The organism is Marinobacterium aestuariivivens (assembly GCF_042661465.1).
GTDB lineage: Bacteria > Pseudomonadota > Gammaproteobacteria > Pseudomonadales > Balneatricaceae > Marinobacterium_A > Marinobacterium_A aestuariivivens.
In genome coordinates this window covers 3,430,987-3,447,864 of record NZ_JBHSWE010000001.1, presented here as the reverse complement: position 1 = coordinate 3,447,864, position 16,878 = coordinate 3,430,987, and the positions used below count along the sequence as shown (strand labels likewise).

Annotated in this window: 13 protein-coding genes and 5 pseudogenes; 12 read left to right on the top strand and 6 right to left on the bottom strand. The window is 63.3% G+C overall.

The window, feature by feature from the left end; translation table 11 throughout:
• Positions 1-75: 75 nt before the first annotated feature.
• Together ACFQDL_RS17950 and ACFQDL_RS17945 are read left to right on the top strand one after the other, a co-directional pair.
• Entirely contained in the window at positions 76-750 is a 675-nt protein-coding gene (locus ACFQDL_RS17950) for a dioxygenase family protein (RefSeq protein ID WP_379910227.1), read from the top strand.
• 67 nt (positions 751-817) lie between these two features.
• Positions 818-1,420, top strand: a complete 603-nt coding sequence (locus ACFQDL_RS17945; RefSeq protein ID WP_379910226.1) for a cysteine dioxygenase family protein — start codon at positions 818-820, stop codon at positions 1,418-1,420.
• An 81-nt stretch (positions 1,421-1,501) separates the two neighbouring features.
• Here the strand turns inward: ACFQDL_RS17945 and ACFQDL_RS17940 are convergent, their stop codons facing one another.
• The 4 genes and pseudogenes from ACFQDL_RS17940 to upp form a co-directional block, all read right to left on the bottom strand.
• Positions 1,502-2,350 (bottom strand): universal stress protein, encoded by an 849-nt coding sequence (locus ACFQDL_RS17940; protein WP_379910225.1) that lies wholly within the window; start codon positions 2,348-2,350, stop codon positions 1,502-1,504.
• Between the two features lie 42 nt (positions 2,351-2,392).
• Positions 2,393-3,871 (bottom strand): SulP family inorganic anion transporter, encoded by a 1,479-nt coding sequence (locus tag ACFQDL_RS17935; RefSeq protein ID WP_379910224.1) that lies wholly within the window; start codon positions 3,869-3,871, stop codon positions 2,393-2,395.
• 280 nt (positions 3,872-4,151) lie between these two features.
• A pseudogene (locus ACFQDL_RS17930) lies at positions 4,152-5,449 on the bottom strand (uracil-xanthine permease family protein).
• Between the two features lie 9 nt (positions 5,450-5,458).
• Complete coding sequence (gene upp / locus ACFQDL_RS17925; protein ID WP_379910223.1) at positions 5,459-6,085, bottom strand: uracil phosphoribosyltransferase; 627 nt, start codon at positions 6,083-6,085, stop codon at positions 5,459-5,461.
• Between the two features lie 279 nt (positions 6,086-6,364).
• On the opposite strand from upp, the gene ACFQDL_RS17920 reads away from it, so the two are divergent.
• Positions 6,365-6,925 carry a hypoxanthine-guanine phosphoribosyltransferase gene (locus tag ACFQDL_RS17920; protein WP_379910222.1) on the top strand — a complete coding sequence of 187 codons (561 nt, stop codon included), beginning with the start codon at positions 6,365-6,367 and terminating at the stop codon, positions 6,923-6,925.
• Positions 6,926-7,140: 215 nt separating this feature from the next.
• On the opposite strand, the pseudogene ACFQDL_RS17915 reads toward ACFQDL_RS17920, so the two are convergent.
• A pseudogene (locus ACFQDL_RS17915) lies at positions 7,141-7,904 on the bottom strand (ParA family protein).
• Positions 7,905-7,925: 21 nt separating this feature from the next.
• Positions 7,926-8,972, bottom strand: coding sequence for a DUF2333 family protein (locus ACFQDL_RS17910; protein ID WP_379910221.1), 1,047 nt, complete (start codon positions 8,970-8,972; stop codon positions 7,926-7,928).
• A 308-nt stretch (positions 8,973-9,280) separates the two neighbouring features.
• On the opposite strand from ACFQDL_RS17910, the pseudogene aroQ reads away from it, so the two are divergent.
• The 9 genes and pseudogenes from aroQ (at position 9,281) to purH (ending at position 16,843) form a co-directional block, all read left to right on the top strand.
• A pseudogene (gene aroQ, locus ACFQDL_RS17905) lies at positions 9,281-9,717 on the top strand (type II 3-dehydroquinate dehydratase).
• 52 nt (positions 9,718-9,769) lie between these two features.
• Positions 9,770-10,231: an acetyl-CoA carboxylase biotin carboxyl carrier protein gene (accB, locus tag ACFQDL_RS17900; RefSeq protein ID WP_379910220.1), complete on the top strand. Its 462-nt coding sequence runs from the start codon at positions 9,770-9,772 to the stop codon at positions 10,229-10,231.
• A gap of 32 nt (positions 10,232-10,263) precedes the next feature.
• The gene (gene accC / locus ACFQDL_RS17895; protein ID WP_379910219.1) at positions 10,264-11,604 is read left to right on the top strand and encodes an acetyl-CoA carboxylase biotin carboxylase subunit; all 1,341 of its coding nucleotides are present in this window, start codon (positions 10,264-10,266) and stop codon (positions 11,602-11,604) included.
• A gap of 196 nt (positions 11,605-11,800) precedes the next feature.
• Positions 11,801-12,691 (top strand): annotated as a pseudogene (gene prmA, locus ACFQDL_RS17890) (50S ribosomal protein L11 methyltransferase).
• Positions 12,692-12,694: 3 nt separating this feature from the next.
• Positions 12,695-12,808 (top strand): annotated as a pseudogene (locus ACFQDL_RS17885) (MJ0042-type zinc finger domain-containing protein); the annotation flags it as partial.
• Between the two features lie 94 nt (positions 12,809-12,902).
• Positions 12,903-13,775 (top strand): DUF3426 domain-containing protein, encoded by an 873-nt coding sequence (locus ACFQDL_RS17880; protein WP_379910218.1) that lies wholly within the window; start codon positions 12,903-12,905, stop codon positions 13,773-13,775.
• 144 nt (positions 13,776-13,919) lie between these two features.
• A complete protein-coding gene (dusB, locus tag ACFQDL_RS17875; protein WP_379910217.1) occupies positions 13,920-14,906 on the top strand; it encodes a tRNA dihydrouridine synthase DusB in 987 nt (328 codons plus the stop codon).
• 79 nt (positions 14,907-14,985) lie between these two features.
• Entirely contained in the window at positions 14,986-15,219 is a 234-nt protein-coding gene (gene fis, locus ACFQDL_RS17870) for a DNA-binding transcriptional regulator Fis (protein WP_379913148.1), read from the top strand.
• Between the two features lie 34 nt (positions 15,220-15,253).
• Positions 15,254-16,843 (top strand): bifunctional phosphoribosylaminoimidazolecarboxamide formyltransferase/IMP cyclohydrolase, encoded by a 1,590-nt coding sequence (gene purH / locus ACFQDL_RS17865; protein ID WP_379910216.1) that lies wholly within the window; start codon positions 15,254-15,256, stop codon positions 16,841-16,843.
• Positions 16,844-16,878 lie beyond the last annotated feature (35 nt).

Genomic DNA, 16,878 nt, shown 5'->3' with positions numbered 1-16,878 from the left:
TTGTCACGCGTCACAGTATAGAGCCCCGTCGAGCTATGCTTTGGATAGGGTTATACGCAATCACCGGAGATCCTGATGCCTTCCCACTCCCCCGATCGTCGCCGTCTACTCGGCCGGCTGAGCGCCGGCTTTACCCTGCTGGTTACGTCAAAACTCTGGGTACCGGGCGTGCTTGCCGAACAGCTGACAGCCACGGTGCGCCAGTCTGCCGGTCCCTTCTACCCCGACCGGCTACCACTGGACCGTGACAATGACCTGATCATCGTAGAAGACAGCTTGACGCCGGCCAGTGGGGCTGTCACTCATCTGCGGGGGCGCATCCTCGACCTGCACGGCCGGCCACTGCGCGGCGCCCTCGTGGAGATCTGGCAAGTCGATGCCAACGGCGTCTATCTTCACAGCGGCAGCTTCGGCGCCGAGCGCCGTGACCGCCATTTCCAGGGCTACGGCCGCTTTGAGACGGGCAGCAGCGGAGAATACTATTTCCGTACCGTCCGCCCAGTGCCTTACCCCGGGCGCACACCCCATATTCATATCGCCGTGACGAGATCGGGACAGCCCCGCTTCACGACCCAGTGCTATATCCGCGGCGAGCCGCACAACGCCCGGGATGTGCTGCTCAACCGCATCCGCGATCCGGCCGTTCGGGAAACCGTCCTGGTCGATTTCGTGCCGCTGCCCGACTCGCCCGATGAGCTTTCGGCCCGTTTCGATATCGTGCTGGGGCTGACAGCCGAAACCGGAAGTTGATCCCTGTCACGCAGAAAGCCCGAGGCTCTGTTAGGCTTGCACAGTAGTCAATGCAAAGGAGAAGAGCATGTCGAATCTTTCCCGCCTTCGAGATTTCATTCAGGCATTCACAGCCCTGGTCAATGAATCCGGTGACGACGAGGCCCGGATGCTCGATGCCGGCGAAAAGCTGCTGGCCGACCTGATCCGCCACGACGACTGGCTGCCGGAGGCCTACAGCCGACCGGATTCAGGCGGCTATCGCCAGTACCTGCTGCACTGCGATCCGATGGAAAGGTTCTCCGTCGTCAGTTTCGTCTGGGGGCCCGGCCAGCAAACGCCGGTTCACGACCATACCGTCTGGGGCATGGTCGGCGTATTGCGCGGCGTCGAGCGCTGCGAGGAGTTCGCCCCCGACCCCCAGAGCGGCAAGCTGCTGGCCCTGGGCAGCCATGACCTTCACCCGGGCAGCATCGACCTGGTCTCGCCGCGCATCGGCGATGTGCACCGGGTCTCCAATGCGCTGACGGACGAGCCGACCGTCAGCATCCATGTCTATGGCGCCAATATCGGTGCCGTCAGCCGCCACAGCTATGACCCCCGGAGCGGCGAACAGAAGCGTTTCATCTCCGGCTATTCGAACGACGAGTTGCCCAACCTCTGGGACCGCTCCGACGAAATGGCGCCCTGATACGACAAGGCCCCGGCGCGCTGTATTCAACGCCCGGGGCCTTGTCACACCGCCGGCACAAAGCGCCGGCGATCGCAACGATCAGCGCAGCAGCAATACCGGACCGGCGCTGTTGTTGAGCATATTGCGGGTGGTGCTGCCGACCAGGAACTGGCGGATGCGGGAATGGCCATAAGCGCCCATGACCAGCAGATCGATACCGTGCTGCTGCTGATACGCGTGCAGCGCCGGCTCTGCATCGCCCTCGAGCACCGCCCGACTGACCTCGAAACCGGCCTGTTCCAGCGTCGCTCCGGCCTCGTCCAGCGCCGCCTGACGTTCGGCATTCTCGCCGACCATCACCAGATGGATCGGCAGCCCGCGGAACAGCGGGCTCTGCGCCAGCATCTGCGCGCCCTTGCGGGTTGTCTCGCTGCCATCGAAAGCCAGCATCAGATTCCCGGGCACCTCGAACGTCCCCGGGATCACCAGGATCGGCCGGTGCATGGTGCGGATCACGCTCTCGACATGGCTGCCAATCGGCATGCCGGGACTGTGGGCCTGGCTGCGGTGCAGGCCGATTACCAGCAGCCGGATATCGGCTTCGAGCCCGGCCAGAGTTTCAGCCAGGTCGCCGTGACGCTGCAGCAGCGACGGCGCCTGCCGGCCCGCCGCCTGGACCCTTTCGCTGGCGGCATCGAGCATCGCCCGGCCGGCCTCGATCGCGATCTTGCCGCGCTTCTCGTCAAGAGATGCAAGTTCTTCGAGCAGGTGCTCGCGACTGCCCAGGCCGATATTGCCGCTCAGATCGACCTCTGTGGGATATTCGCTGCGATCGAGCACATGCAGCAGCGTCAGCGGAACTTCCAGCCGCTCACTGGCCCAGGCCGCGCAATCGCAGACGGCGGCCGAGGAGGCAGTGGCACCGATACAGGCCAGTACTTGCTTCATGTCGATCCCTCTATTCGAGCTGTTAGCTGTTAACTATGGCACTCAATGCCCAATCAGGTCTTCAGCGGTGCCCGGCTTGTCGTAAACACCGAAGCGGTCGACGATGGTCGAGCTGGCCTCGTTCAGGCCGCAGACCTCGACCTCGGTACCTTCCCGCCGGAACTTGATCACCACCTTGTCGAGCGACGATACGGCGGTGATGTCCCAGAAATGCGCCTGGGTCAGGTCAATCACCACTTTATCGAGCACTTCCTTGAAATCAAAGGCCGCAATGAACTTGTCGGCCGAGGCGAAGAACACCTGCCCGCTGACCCGATATTCCCGTACGCGCCCCGGCGCATCGATGCTCGCGTCGATACGCATGAAATGTCCGACCTTGTTGGCGAAGAACATCGCCGCCAGCAGCACCCCGACGAAGACGCCGTAGGCCAGGTTGTGGGTCGCCACGACCACCGCCACGGTTGCGACCATGACGATATTGGTCGACAGCGGATGCTTTTTCAGGTTGCGCAGCGAATCCCAGCTGAAGGTACCGATCGATACCATGATCATCACGGCCACCAGGGCCGCCATCGGAATCTGCGCCACCCATTCATCCAGGAAGACCACCAGAATCAGCAGCAAAATGCCCGCGAAGAGCGTCGACAGCCGGGTCCGGCCGCCGGACTTCACGTTGATCACGGACTGACCGATCATGGCGCAACCGGCCATGCCGCCCAGCAGGCCGGCGCCGATATTGGCGATGCCCTGCCCCTTGCACTCGCGATTCTTGTCGCTAGTGGTATCGGTCAGGTCGTCGACGATGGTCGCGGTCATCATCGACTCCAGCAGGCCGACCACCGCCAGCGGCAGTGCGTAGGGCAGGATTATCTGCAGCGTCTCGAAATTCAGCGGCACCTCGGGCCAGAGGAAGATCGGCAGCGTATCGGGCAGCTCGCCCATGTCGCCGACGGTGCGGATGTCCAGCCCCAGCACCATCGAGACGGCCGTCAGCACCAGGATGCAGACCAGCGGCGACGGCACCGCCTTGGTGAGGTAGGGGAACAGATAGATGATCCCCAGCCCCGCCGCGGTCATCGCATAGACATGCCAGCTGACATTGGTCAGCTCCGGCAGCTGCGCCATGAAGATCAGGATCGCCAGCGCGTTGACGAAGCCGGTGACCACCGAGCGGGAGACGAAACGCATCAGGCTGCCAAGCCTCAGATAGCCGGCGATGATCTGGAACACCCCGGTCAGCAGCGTCGCCGCCAGCAGGTACTGCAACCCGTGCTCCTTGACCAGGGTCACCATCAGCAGCGCCATGGCGCCGGTGGCGGCGGAGATCATGCCGGGCCGACCGCCGGCAAAGGCGATGATCACGGCGATACAGAAGGAGGCATAGAGGCCGACCTTGGGGTCGACGCCGGCAATGATCGAGAAGGCAATCGCCTCGGGGATCAGTGCCAGCGCCACCACGGCGCCGGAGAGCAGGTCGCCGCGCGGATTGGAGAACCAGTCGCGTTTTATCGAGTTAATCATCTGTTACCTGTCAGCATATCGGGGAACGGCGCTACGGATGCTGTCCGGAACGCGGAGAAGTCGGTGCGCACGGCAGATGCGGCAACACGGGAGAGACCGGCCGGCGGCCGCTGATGCGAAACGGAAATCGCCGCACAGGCGGCAACGTCGGGGTGGTCCGAGCACCAGGCCGGTCAGGAGTCGTCCATGACTTTTCGCATGTGCAAAAAAGCAGCTAAGGTACTGACTGAGGCCCGGATCGTCAAGTTGGGCCGGCCCCTGCACAGGGGCCGGCCCGCTGTCAGCGGCTGTGTTCGATAATGTCGTCGACCACCTCTTTCTCTTCGCCAAGGTCGTCCCGGTCGGGTTTCGCGCGGGGCAGCACCAGGTTCAGCACGATCGCGGCGATGCCGCTGAGCGCCACGCCCTGAAGGCTGGAGGCGCCCTGCCCCATCACCATGCCGCCGATACCGAACACCAGCACCGTGGCGACGATGACCAGATTGCGCTGCTCGGCCAGATCCACATGAGCCTTGATCAGGGTGTTCATGCCCACCGCCGCGATCGATCCGAACAGCAGAATGAGGATCCCCCCATCACCGGCACCGGAATGGTCTGCAGCAGCACGCCGACCTTGGCGACGAACGCCAGCGCGATGGCGAAGATCGCCGCCCAGGTCATCACCGCCGGATTGAAGGCGCGGGTCAGCATCACCGCACCGGTGACTTCCGAGTAGGTGGTGTTGGGCGGCCCGCCCAGCAACGCCGCCGTCGAGGTCGCCAGACCATCGCCCAGCAGCGTGCGGTGCAGCCCCGGTTTTTTCAGATAGTCGCGGCCGGTGACGCTGCTGATCGCCAGGACATCGCCGACATGCTCGATCGCCGGCGCGATCGCCACAGGCAGCATGAACAGGATCGCCTGCCAGTTGAACTCCGGGGTCACGAAGGCCGGCACCGACAACCAGGCCGCCTCCCCGACCGGCGTGAAGTCCACCATGCCCAGCAGCAGCGCCACCAGGTAACCGACCAGCACGCCGGAGAGAATCGGCACCAGGCGGAAGATGCCGTGGGCGAACACCGCCACCACCAGGGTGGTCACCAGTGCGGCCATCGACACCGTCATCGCCTCGGCGTAGGGAAACAGCTCGGCGCCACCGTCGCCGGTCTTGCCCATCGCCATGTTGACCGCCACCGGTGCCAGACCCAGCCCGATGACCATGATGATCGGCCCGGTAACGACCGGCGGCATCAGGTGATGAATGAACCCGACGCCGCGCAGCTTTACCGCCAGCGACAGCAGCAGGTACAGCACACCGGCCGCCATCAGGCCACCCATTGTCGCCGGAATGCCCCAGGTCTGGACGCCGTAGATGATGGGGGCGATAAAGGCGAAGGAGGACGCCAGAAACACCGGCACGGTGCGGCCGGTGGCGATCTGGAAAATCAGGGTGCCGACGCCGGCCGTGAACAGCGCGACGCTGGGATTCAGCCCGGTCAGCAGCGGCACCAGCACCAGGGCGCCGAAGGCTACGAAAAGCATCTGGGATCCGGCCAGCGCGCTGCGCCAGCCGGTGACCCGGTATTCGCCAGGGTTATTCATCCGCCGCTCCTATCGGGTGCCGAAAATCTTGTCGCCGGCGTCGCCGAGTCCCGGGATAATGTAGCCCTGGTCGTTGAGCCGCTCGTCGATCGAGGCGGTGAAGATTTCGACATCGGGATGAGCCTGCTGCACCTTTGCGATACCCTCGGGCGCCGCCACCAGCACCAGCACGCGGATGGTGCTGCAGCCGGCCTTCTTCAGCATGTCGATGGTCGCGACCAGGGTGCCGCCCGTCGCCAGCATCGGGTCGATGATCAGCGCCATGCGCTCGTCGATGTCATGGGCCAGCTTCTCGAAATAGGGTACCGCCTCCAGGGTCTTCTCGTCGCGGTAAAGCCCGACCACCGAGATCTTGGCACTGGGTACCAGCTCCAGCACGCCATCGAGCATACCGATGCCCGCACGCAGGATTGGCACCACCGTGATCTTCTTGCCCTTGATCCGTTCGGCCTGGACCGTTCCGCACCAGCCTTCGACCTCGTAGGTCTCCAGCTCCAGGTCCTTGGTACCCTCGTAGGTCAGCAGGCAGGCGACTTCCGAGGCCAGCTGGCGGAAGCTGCGGGTGCTGAGTTTGGCGGACCGCATCAGACCCAGCTTGTGCCGGACCAGCGGATGTCGGATTTCATGGACGCTCATCGATAACCCTCTGTAGTCTCTGTCCTGGCACCCACCGGGTAAGCGGGCGCCCACTTCCGCACCCGGTAGGGTGCCGCGAAAAGTGCGTGAATCCTAGCCAAAGTCGGCCACTTTGTCATCTTGCCTTTTGACCAAACGGACAGTATCGTTGAGGCCTTTTTCTTCGCCCGCCCCCGCCCAGGCGCGCGCGGCTATACTACTAACCGCTGGACTACTAACCGCTGGCCTGGTGCCTGCCGGGGCCCGCGGACTTTTCCATTGATGCAACCGACAAGAACCATGACCGAAACCGATCTGGACCATATCCGACAGGTATATGCCGAAGCCGACCTGCTGCACAGCGCAGCCGAGGTGGAGGCATCGATAGATGCGATGGCCGAAGCCATCAGCGAAAAGTTGGGCGACCGCAACCCGGTGCTGTTCAGCATCATGAACGGCGGCCTGGTCATTGGAGGCAAGCTGCTGACCCGGCTCGAGTTTCCGCTCGAATCGAGCTACCTGCACGCGACCCGCTACCGCAACAGCACCAGCGGTCATGCGCTGGAATGGAAGGTGCCGCCGATGGTGGACTTCCGCGGCCGCCCGGTGCTGATCATCGACGACATCCTCGACGAGGGTCACACCCTGGTGGAGATCGTCGATTATTGCCGCCGCGAGGGCGCCGGGGAGGTGTTCACCGCGGTGCTGATCGACAAGAAGCATGACCGCAAGGCACGCCCGGACCTGAAGGCCGATTTCGTCGGACTCGAAACCGAAGACCGCTATGTCTTCGGTTACGGCATGGATTACAAGGGCTACTGGCGTAATGCGCCGGGCATCTTCGCCGTCAAGGGGCTTTGACCGCAGGTTGGACTGATGCCCCGAAGGGGTGAATTCCGATCGGGTGGCGATCCATCGGGTGGCGCGCCACCTGGAGATGACACGGCGGTTGGGACCCGGAATTCGCTGCGCTCATTCCAGGCTACTGGCTCCCATGGAAATTTCAGCGCCCCCGCAGGAGCCCGCTCCGGACGAAACGGTCCGGTACCGAGGTTGTTCGCACCGGGGCGGCGCTCCTACGGATGAAGCTCGTCGAACAGCGCGACGAATTCCTGCGTCAGCTTGTGATTCGGCGCCAGATGGATCAGCGGCCGCGCCTCGTTGTGGGATTCACGCATCTTCACCGATGACGAGATGCGGCTGTTCAGCAGCGGCAGGTTTTCCGCCGTCAGCTCCTGCACCATGCGCTGTGGCAGCGAGGCACGGGGCTGGTACTGGTTGACGACGATGCCCTCCACCCGAAGACCTTCGTTATGGTCGATCTGGGTTTCGCGCACGTTGTCCAGCAGGCTGTAGAGTGCCTGGCGCGCGAACTCGTCGCAATCGAACGGAATCAGGCAGCGCTCGGCAGCCACCAGCGCCGACAGCGTAAAGAAATTGAACGCCGGCGGCGTATCGATATAGATCGCATCGTAATCGTCGAGCCGGTTCAGCGCGTCGCGCAGCTTGTAGATCTTGTGCTTGGCCTCGAGCTTGGCCTGCAGATCGCCGACATCCCGGTTCGACGGAATCAGGTACAGGTTCTCGTAGGGCGTTTCATGCACGTATTCGTCGGCGCCGGCCGGCTTCAGCTGGATGCTCAGCATCTGCTCGAACAGGTCGCGGATGTCGGTCTGGGTGTGGGCCGCATTCTCGCCGAGCAGGTAGTGGGTCGAATTGCACTGCGGATCCAGATCGATCACCAGCGTACGCAGCCCCGGGCAGCGCTTATCGCTGCCAGATTGGTCGTGATGCTGGACTTGCCTACGCCACCCTTCTGATTGAAAACGACACGCTTCATGCCTCGTTCTCCATTAACCACTCACCCCTGCGTCAGCAACTTGCGCAGGTCGATGATGCCCGCATTGGCCCGGGAGATGTAGGAGGCCATGACCAGCGAGTGGTTGGCGACCAGGCCGAACTCGGTACCGTTGAGGATCACCGGGCTCCAGATGGTCTCCTGGGTGGCCTCCAGCTCTCGAACGATCTGCTCCAGGCTGACCCGGGCGTTCTTTTTCTCCAGCGCGGTGGCGAAATCGGCATCCACGGCCTGGAGGATATGAATCAGCGCCCAGGCGGTACCCCGGGCCTCGTAAAAGACATCGTCGAGCCTGGACCAGGGTGTCTTGATATCCATTTCGGCGCCGGTGGCGGTCGACTGCTGTGCCCCCGCCTCACCAGCCAGATCGGTATTGAGGCGGCGCTGACCGACACTGGCACTGAGGCGCTGCGACAGACTGCCGAGGCGCGTGGAGACATCGCCGAGCCAGTCGTTGAGGTTGTCGGCCCGGGCATAGAACTGCGACTGGGTCTGGGCCGGGTCGGCCAGCCGGCGCTGGTAGGCCCGGAAATGCGCCACGGCCTTGCGGTATTCACCCTCGCTCGAGGGCAGCAGCCAGCTCCTGTTGTTGAAATGCAGCAGCGGCTCGCCCTTGGCCAGATCGGGGTCTTCGGTGGACTGCGACTGGGAACGGCTGAAATCCTTGCGCAGCGCCCGGCTCAGGTCGCGCGCCTGCACCAGCGCACCGAATTCCCAGCTCGGCACATTGTCGAGCCAGACTCCGGGCGGCAGACGGTCGTTGCTGATGTAGCCGCCGGGCTTGTCGAGCAGCGTCTCGACGATATTGATCAGCGCCCCGGTTGTATGACTGCCGACGACCGGAGTCGCAACGGCCGTCCCGCCGACGGCGGCCTCCCGGACATCGAAGCGTCCCGGCTCCCAGCTCCAGAACATGCCGGTAATCACGCATGCGAGCAGATAGACGCCGACCAGTCCCGCCAGCCACTTCGCCCAGCCCGACGAGCCGAACCGCGCACTCAGGCCATCCCAGCGGACCAGCCACCACCGTTGCAGTTTCTCCAATGCCATTCCCTATCCCGAGTCCTGTCAGGGGACGCAGCTACGGTTGCGTCCCTATAATGCTGCAACGCACTATCACCGATTTGCCCAACAGCGTCAACGCCGGCCCCGGCGCAACGCCCGCAAAGCGGGCTGAAGGGCACCTGAACTGCTCATAAAAAGGCCAGACGGCGAGACGAAGAGACGGGGAAATCTGCCTTAACTTCTTGGAAATAGCCGCTAACACCGCAAATTCGGGGTTTCGATAGACAGCTATTGGACTTTCATGCACACTAGGCGGTCAATTCTCCCTGACTGCTGTTTCCCGAGGCATCTGGATGGCCAGAATCCTGGTTCTGCACGGACCCAACCTGAACCTGCTCGGTACCCGCGAGCCCGAAATCTACGGCGCGACCCGGCTGCAGGATATCGACCTGCGACTGGCATCCCAGGCCCGGGCGGCGGGGCATGAGCTGAGCAGTTTTCAGAGCAACGCCGAATATCAGCTGATTGAGCGCATTCATGCCGCCCGGGATGAAGGCGTCGCCTTCATTATCATCAACCCGGCGGCTTTCACGCACACCAGCGTGGCGCTTCGCGATGCACTGCTGGGAGTGGACATCCCGTTCTACGAGGTCCACCTTTCCAACGTGCATGCGCGCGAAGCCTTCCGTCACCACTCCTATTTTTCGGATGTGGCCCGGGGGTGATCTGCGGCTTCGGCAGTCAGGGGTATGAATTTGCGCTAAAGGCCGTGACCGATAGCCTGGCATAAGACGCCACTCCATCCCTATATCAATGCCACTTCGAATCAAGACGAGAACAGAATGGATATCCGCAAAGTCAAGAAGCTGATCGAGCTGCTGGAAGAATCCAATATCAATGAAATCGAGATCAAGGAGGGCGAGGAATCCGTTCGCATCAGCCGCCTTTCCCAGGTCGCACCGGCACAGATGATGATGCCGGCCTACCCGCAGCAGGCCATCGCCCCGACCGCGCCGGCAGCAGCCCCGGCACCGGCCACCACAGAGCCGGCCGCCGCGCCCGAGCACAACGGACACGTTGTCCGCTCGCCGATGGTCGGCACCTTCTATCGCTCGCCGTCTCCGAGCTCGCCGGCATTCATCGACGTCGGCAAGAGCGTCAAGGCCGGTGACGTGATCTGTATCGTCGAGGCGATGAAGATGATGAACCAGATCGAAGCCGACAAGTCCGGCGTGATCGAAGCCATTCTGGTCGAAGACGGCCAGCCGGTCGAATACGACCAGCCGCTCGTCACCATCGTCTAAGTGCCGCAGCATCAGATCAAGGAACTTAACAGATGCTTGAAAAAGTCGTCATAGCCAACCGAGGCGAAATCGCGCTGCGGATACTGCGGGCCTGCAAGGAGCTCGACATCAAGACCGTGGCGGTACACTCCGTTGCGGACCGCGACCTGATGCATGTCCGCATGGCCGATGAAGCCGTCTGTATCGGTCCGGCACCGTCTCCGGCGAGCTATCTCAATATTCCGGCGATCATCAGCGCCGCCGAGGTGACCGATGCCAGCGGCATTCATCCCGGCTACGGCTTCCTCGCCGAAAATGCCAACTTCGCCGAGCAGGTCGAACGTTCCGGCTTCAAGTTCATCGGTCCGACCGCCGACGTCATTCGCCTGATGGGTGACAAGGTGTCCGCCATCGAAGCGATGAAGAAGGCCGGCGTACCGACAGTGCCGGGGTCCGATGGTCCGCTGCCGGAAGAAGCCGACGAGATCTATGCCATTGCCGAACGCATCGGCTATCCGGTGATCATCAAGGCCGCAGCCGGCGGCGGTGGCCGTGGCATGCGCGTGGTGCATACGGAAGCGGCACTGCTGAACTCGATCCATATCACCCGTTCGGAGGCCGCCGCGGCATTCGGCGATGATACGGTCTACATGGAGAAGTTCCTCGAGAACCCGCGCCATGTCGAGGTACAGGTACTGGCCGATGGCCAGGGCAATGCGATCCACCTCTACGACCGCGACTGCTCGATGCAGCGCCGTCATCAGAAGGTGGTCGAGGAAGCGCCTGCACCGCTGATCGACAAAGAGGCGCGTCACCGCGTACTGCAGTCCTGTATCGACGCCTGCCTCACCATCGGCTACCGCGGTGCCGGCACCTTCGAGTTCCTCTACGAGGACGGCGGCTTCTACTTCATCGAGATGAATACCCGCGTACAGGTCGAGCATCCGGTCACCGAAATGGTCACCGGTGTCGATATCGTCAAGGAGCAGCTGCGCATCGCCTCCGGACACAAGCTGTCCTACAGCCAGGACGATATCGTCTGCCGCGGCCATGCCTTCGAGTGCCGCATCAACGCCGAGGACCCGAAGTCCTTCCTGCCGAGTCCCGGCCATGTGAAGCATTTCCATGCCCCGGGCGGATTCGGTGTACGGGTGGATTCGCACCTCTACAGCGGCTACACGGTACCGCCGAACTACGACTCCCTGGTGGCCAAGCTGATCACCTACGGCGAAGACCGCGAAACGGCGTTGATCCGCATGCGCAATGCGCTCGACGAGATGCTGGTCGAAGGCATCCGCACCAACATCCCGCTGCATCAGGATATCGTGCGTGACGGCAGGTTCAGCACAGGTGGTGTCAATATCCACTACCTGGAGAAGAAGCTGGGTCTTTGACAGAAGCGGCAAGCCTGTAGCGACAGGCGACAAGCTGCATCCAGCAAAAGCCCGCAGCCGCGGGCTTTTTTGCGGGGTTACGCGTAACACGTAACGCGTAACGCGTAACCTGTTACCTTCTACATGAGGTTTCACAGCCGCGCCCGATCCGCCATACTCATCCTTATTCCTTTTACACGAGCAATACGGACCCCTTATGCCCTGGCTACAAATCAAGCTCTCGATCAAACCCGATGTGGCGGAGCAGTATGAAGACATCCTGCTGGCGGCCGGCTGCGCAGCCGTGACCTATCAGGACTCGGCGGACGAGCCGATCTTCGAGCCGGACCTCGGCACCACGCCGCTCTGGTCCAACACCACCATCACCGGGCTGTTCGCCGCCGAGCACGACCTGAAGCACACCGAAGAGATCGTCCGTCAGGCCCATGAACAGCTGTTTCCCGATCAGCCAGCACCGGAACTGCGGGCCGAGATTCTCGAGGACAAGGACTGGGAGCGCGAGTGGATGAGCAATTATCATCCGATGCGTTTCGGCCAACGGCTATGGGTCTGCCCCAGCTGGCGCGAAGCGCCGGAGCCCGATGCGGTGAACCTGATGCTGGACCCCGGATTGGCATTCGGTACCGGCACCCACCCAACCACCGCACTCTGCCTCGAATGGCTCGATGCGGAGCCGCTCGACGACAGGACCGTCACCGACTACGGCTGCGGCTCCGGCATCCTCGGCATCGCCGCGCTGCTGCTGGGCGCCCGTTCGGTGCTGGCGGTCGACATAGACCCCGGCACTGCAGGCCACCCGCAGCAATCTCGAACGCAACGGCCAGGCACCGGAGCGCCTCGACGCCAGCCTGCCGGAACAGGCGCCGCAACGGGAGACCGATGTACTGGTGGCGAATATTCTCGCAGGCCCCTGGTCGAGCTCGCGCCAACACTGGCCGGGAGGGTTCGCAGCGGCGGCCGCCTCGCCCTGTCCGGACTGCTCGAACAGCAGGCCGACGAAATCCGTGCGGCCTATGGCCAGTGGTTCAGCCTCGACCCGGTGGTGGAGCGGGACGGCTGGATCAGGATCTCCGGCACGAGGCTCTGAGCCATGCACAACGGCATCGTCACCGAGTGTCCCGAATGCGAGACACGCTTCAACGTCAGTGACGGCCAGCTCCGGCTGGCCGACGGCAAGGTGCGCTGCGGTGCCTGCCTGACGGTGTTCGATGCCCGTGCACACCAGCCCTACTCGGGCGACGGGCCGGAACAGCGGCATCAACCGGAACCGGCGCCGGAAACCGAACCGGAGCCGGCTGATGCGCTCCTCCGAAAGCGCCCCGGACGCGGACGACGACGCGGACAGACTCGAGATCGAGACCCCGCTACCGGTGACCTTTCTCCCGGACGGTCCGATGTCGCAGCAGCCCCCGGAACAGCCGCCGCGCCAGGAAGCGGAGACCGCCCGGCACAGGGCAGACGTATACTACTGGACACCGGATCCCGGACGATCGCAACCCGAAGCCCCTCGACGCCCGGCCTCGCCGCCCGCAACCGAGCCTGCGCCAGACCGGTCGACGGCAATGCCCGGTCGCGACATCACAGGGACAACAGAGCGCGCCCAAACCGCTCCGGCAGCCCTGCCCACCCTGTCGCTGAGCGACCTGCATGCCGAGCCGCTGGAGCTTGAGCGGGGGCCCGAACCCGAGCCACCCGGCGCCATCCTGGGCTGGAGCCTCGGCTGCGCGGCGGCACTGCTGCTGCTGGCCGCTCAGCTTCTCTGGTTCAATCGCATCGAACTGTCGCGCCAGCCCGAACTCGACGGCTTCTACGAAGTTCTCTGCAACCAGGTGATCTGCGGTATCCCGCCACGCCAGTCGGTCACGCAGATCCGCAATCATCAGCTCGTGGTACGGGCACACCCCGAATATAAGGATGCGCTGAGCGTACATCTGCTGCTGGAGAATGCTGCCGACTTCCGTCAGCCATTTCCGGCCATCGACCTTATGTTTTCCGATATCCGCGGGCGTACCGTCGCCAGCCGGCGCCTGCAGCCGGCCGATTACCTCGACGACTCGCTCGACCCGCTGAACATGACGCCCGCCCTGCCCTACCAGATCAGCGTCGACATCCTGGACCCGGGGCGGCGCGCCGTCAGTTACGAGGTCCGGTTAGCACCAGCCAGCCTTTAGCGCAAGAGCGTTTTTGCTCATTTTTTCATCACCGACGGGTTGGAGAGCCCGGTCCGAAGCGGTATCATTGCTCGCCTTCCTTGAGTGAACCAGGTTCGGAGCCCACGAGGCTTCGCGGTGTTTTTCTCTGAAATAAGGTCAGCCATGTTCCGGATCGGTCCCTACACCATTGACAGTCAGGTCGTACTGGCACCGATGGCAGGCGTCACCGACAGGCCCTTTCGTCAGCTCTGCCGACGACTCGGCGCCGGCATGGTGGTATCGGAGATGGTCACCTCCGATACCCGGCTATGGAACAGCCGCAAATCCGCCCTCAGGCTCGACCACGAAGGCGAGCCCGAACCCCGCTCCGTGCAGATTGCCGGCGGCGATCCGGAGATGATGGCCGATGCCGCGCGCATGAACGTGGCGCGCGGCGCCCAGATCATCGATATCAACATGGGTTGCCCGGCCAAGAAGGTCTGCAACAAGGCCGCAGGCTCAGCCCTGCTGCAGGATGAAGCCCTGGTACGGGATATCCTGCAGGCCGTTGTCGACGCCGTCGATGTCCCGGTCACCCTGAAGATACGCACCGGCTGGAATCCGCACAACCGAAACGGGCTCCGCGTGGCGCGCATCGCCGAACAGGCGGGAATCCAGGCATTGGCCGTCCATGGCCGCACCCGTGCCTGCGGTTACAGGGGCGAGGCCGAGTACGACACCATCAGAGCAATCAAACAGGCCGTCGCACTGCCGGTCTTCGCCAATGGCGATATCGACAGTCCCGAGCAGGCCCGCCGGGTACTGGATTACACCGGTGCCGATGCGGTGATGATCGGCCGCGCGGCCCAGGGCAGGCCCTGGCTGCTGCGCGAAATCGACCATTACCTGCGCAATGGGCACCGGACAGAGGCGCCGTCTAGAACCGAAATCAGGGAGATCCTGGTCGAGCATTTGCAGGCATTGCACCAGTTCTATGGTGAGTACATGGGCGTGCGTATCGCGCGCAAGCATGTCGGCTGGTACCTGCAGGCCGAACAGGACGGCCGTGTCTTCAGACAGGCTTTCAATCAGTTGGAAACAGCAGAAGATCAGTTCGCCGCCATCGACGGTTTCTTTGCCCAGGTGGCAAAGGCCAAGACGGCAGCCTGATCGCAGGCAATGGACAGACACCCAAAGTGGATATTAAAGAACTTAAACAGCCGACGCTCGCCCCCAGCAGCCGCAGGACATTCGGACCCAGACACTGCGTGACAACGTTCACCAGTCGCTGACGAACTACTTCAAGCAGCTGGACGGTCAGCCGGTCACCGACGTCTATCAGATGGTACTGGCCGAGATCGAGGCCCCCTTGTTCGAGACCGTCATGGCCTACACCAAGGACAACCAGACCAAGGCATCTCAGTTGCTCGGTCTGAACCGTGGCACGCTGCGCAAGAAGCTGAAGCAGTACGGACTGCTGTAACCGATTTCCTCGCTAACCGGAACCCCGAATTACCATGGCAGAGCAACAGAGTACTCAGGTCCGTCGCGCGCTGATCAGCGTCTCGGACAAGACCGGCATCGTCGATTTCGCCCGGGCACTGGCCGCCCGCGGTGTTGAGATCCTCTCCACCGGCGGCACCTTCAAGCTGCTGCGCGAACAGAACATCGATGCTGTCGAAGTATCGGACCACACCGGTTTCCCGGAAATGATGGACGGTCGCGTCAAGACCCTGCATCCGAAGATCCACGGTGGCATCCTGGGCCGCCGCGGCACCGATGACGCGGTCATGACCGAGCACGGCATCGCGCCGATCGACATGGTGGTCGTCAACCTGTACCCGTTTGCCGAGACCATCGCCCGCCCCGACTGCGATCTGCCGCTGGCGATCGAAAATATCGACATCGGCGGTCCAACCATGGTGCGCTCTGCCGCGAAGAACCACAAGGATGTCGCCATCGTCGTCAACGCCAGCGATTATAATGCCATCCTCGCCGAACTGACCGATAACGACGGCCTGAGCTACAAGACCCGCTTCGACCTGGCGGTCAAGGCGTTCGAGCACACCGCGGCCTACGACGGCATGATCGCCAACTATCTCGGCGCCATCGTCGACGGCAGCGAGCAGACACCTGCCGACTTCCCGCGCACCTTCAACACCCAGTTCGTCAAGGCGCAGGAGATGCGCTACGGCGAGAACCCTCACCAGAAGGCCGCGTTCTACGTCGAGGCAAACCCGGCCGAAGCCAGCATCGCCACCGCGCGCCAGCTGCAGGGCAAGGAACTGTCGTACAACAACGTCGCCGACACCGATGCGGCGCTGGAGTGCGTCAAGAGCTTCACCAAGCCGGCCTGCGTCATCGTCAAGCACGCCAACCCCTGCGGCGTCGGCGTCAGCCCCGAAGGCGGCATCCGCCAGGCCTACGAGCTGGCCTACGCCACCGACACCGAATCCGCCTTCGGCGGCATCATCGCCTTCAACCGCGAGCTTGACGGCGACACCGCCAAAGCGATCGTCGAGCGTCAGTTCGTCGAGGTGATCATCGCACCGCGCATCAGTGCCGAGGCCCGCGAAGCCGTAGCCGCCAAGGCCAACGTGCGCCTGCTCGAGTGCGGCGAGTGGCCGGCCGAGCGTCACGCCGACCTCGACTACAAGCGCGTCAACGGCGGCCTGCTGGTACAGAGCCGCGATATCGGCATGATCACCGCAGACGACCTCAAGGTGGTGACCAAGCGTGCGCCGACCGAGCAGGAGATCCACGACCTGGTCTTCGCCTGGAAAGTGGCCAAGTTCGTTAAGTCCAACGCCATCGTCTACGCCAAAAACCGTCAGACCATCGGCGTCGGTGCCGGCCAGATGAGCCGCGTCAACTCCGCCCGCATCGCCGCGATCAAAGCCGAGCACGCCGGTCTCGAGGTCAAGGGCGCGGTCATGGCGTCCGACGCCTTCTTCCCGTTCCGCGACGGCATCGACAATGCCGCCAAGGTTGGCATCTCCGCGGTAATCCAGCCGGGCGGCTCGATGCGCGATGAAGAAGTGATCCAGGCGGCCGACGAAGCCGGCATCGCCATGGTCTTCACCGGCATGCGCCACTTCCGCCACTGATCTGGACAGCAGCCCCGCCCAGGCGGGGCTCTGTG

Excerpts from the sequence above, each read along its gene's own strand:
- ACFQDL_RS17950 (WP_379910227.1), top strand. The coding sequence starts at position 76 with ATGCCTTCCCACTCCCCCGATCGTCGCCGTCTACTCGGCCGGCTGAGC.
- ACFQDL_RS17945 (WP_379910226.1), top strand. The coding sequence starts at position 818 with ATGTCGAATCTTTCCCGCCTTCGAGATTTCATTCAGGCATTCACAGCC.
- ACFQDL_RS17940 (WP_379910225.1), bottom strand. The coding sequence starts at position 2,350 with ATGAAGCAAGTACTGGCCTGTATCGGTGCCACTGCCTCCTCGGCCGCC.
- ACFQDL_RS17935 (WP_379910224.1), bottom strand. The coding sequence starts at position 3,871 with ATGATTAACTCGATAAAACGCGACTGGTTCTCCAATCCGCGCGGCGAC.
- upp (WP_379910223.1), bottom strand. The coding sequence starts at position 6,085 with ATGAGCGTCCATGAAATCCGACATCCGCTGGTCCGGCACAAGCTGGGT.
- ACFQDL_RS17920 (WP_379910222.1), top strand. The coding sequence starts at position 6,365 with ATGACCGAAACCGATCTGGACCATATCCGACAGGTATATGCCGAAGCC.
- ACFQDL_RS17910 (WP_379910221.1), bottom strand. The coding sequence starts at position 8,972 with ATGGCATTGGAGAAACTGCAACGGTGGTGGCTGGTCCGCTGGGATGGC.
- accB (WP_379910220.1), top strand. The coding sequence starts at position 9,770 with ATGGATATCCGCAAAGTCAAGAAGCTGATCGAGCTGCTGGAAGAATCC.
- accC (WP_379910219.1), top strand. The coding sequence starts at position 10,264 with ATGCTTGAAAAAGTCGTCATAGCCAACCGAGGCGAAATCGCGCTGCGG.
- ACFQDL_RS17880 (WP_379910218.1), top strand. The coding sequence starts at position 12,903 with ATGCGCTCCTCCGAAAGCGCCCCGGACGCGGACGACGACGCGGACAGA.
- dusB (WP_379910217.1), top strand. The coding sequence starts at position 13,920 with ATGTTCCGGATCGGTCCCTACACCATTGACAGTCAGGTCGTACTGGCA.
- purH (WP_379910216.1), top strand. The coding sequence starts at position 15,254 with ATGGCAGAGCAACAGAGTACTCAGGTCCGTCGCGCGCTGATCAGCGTC.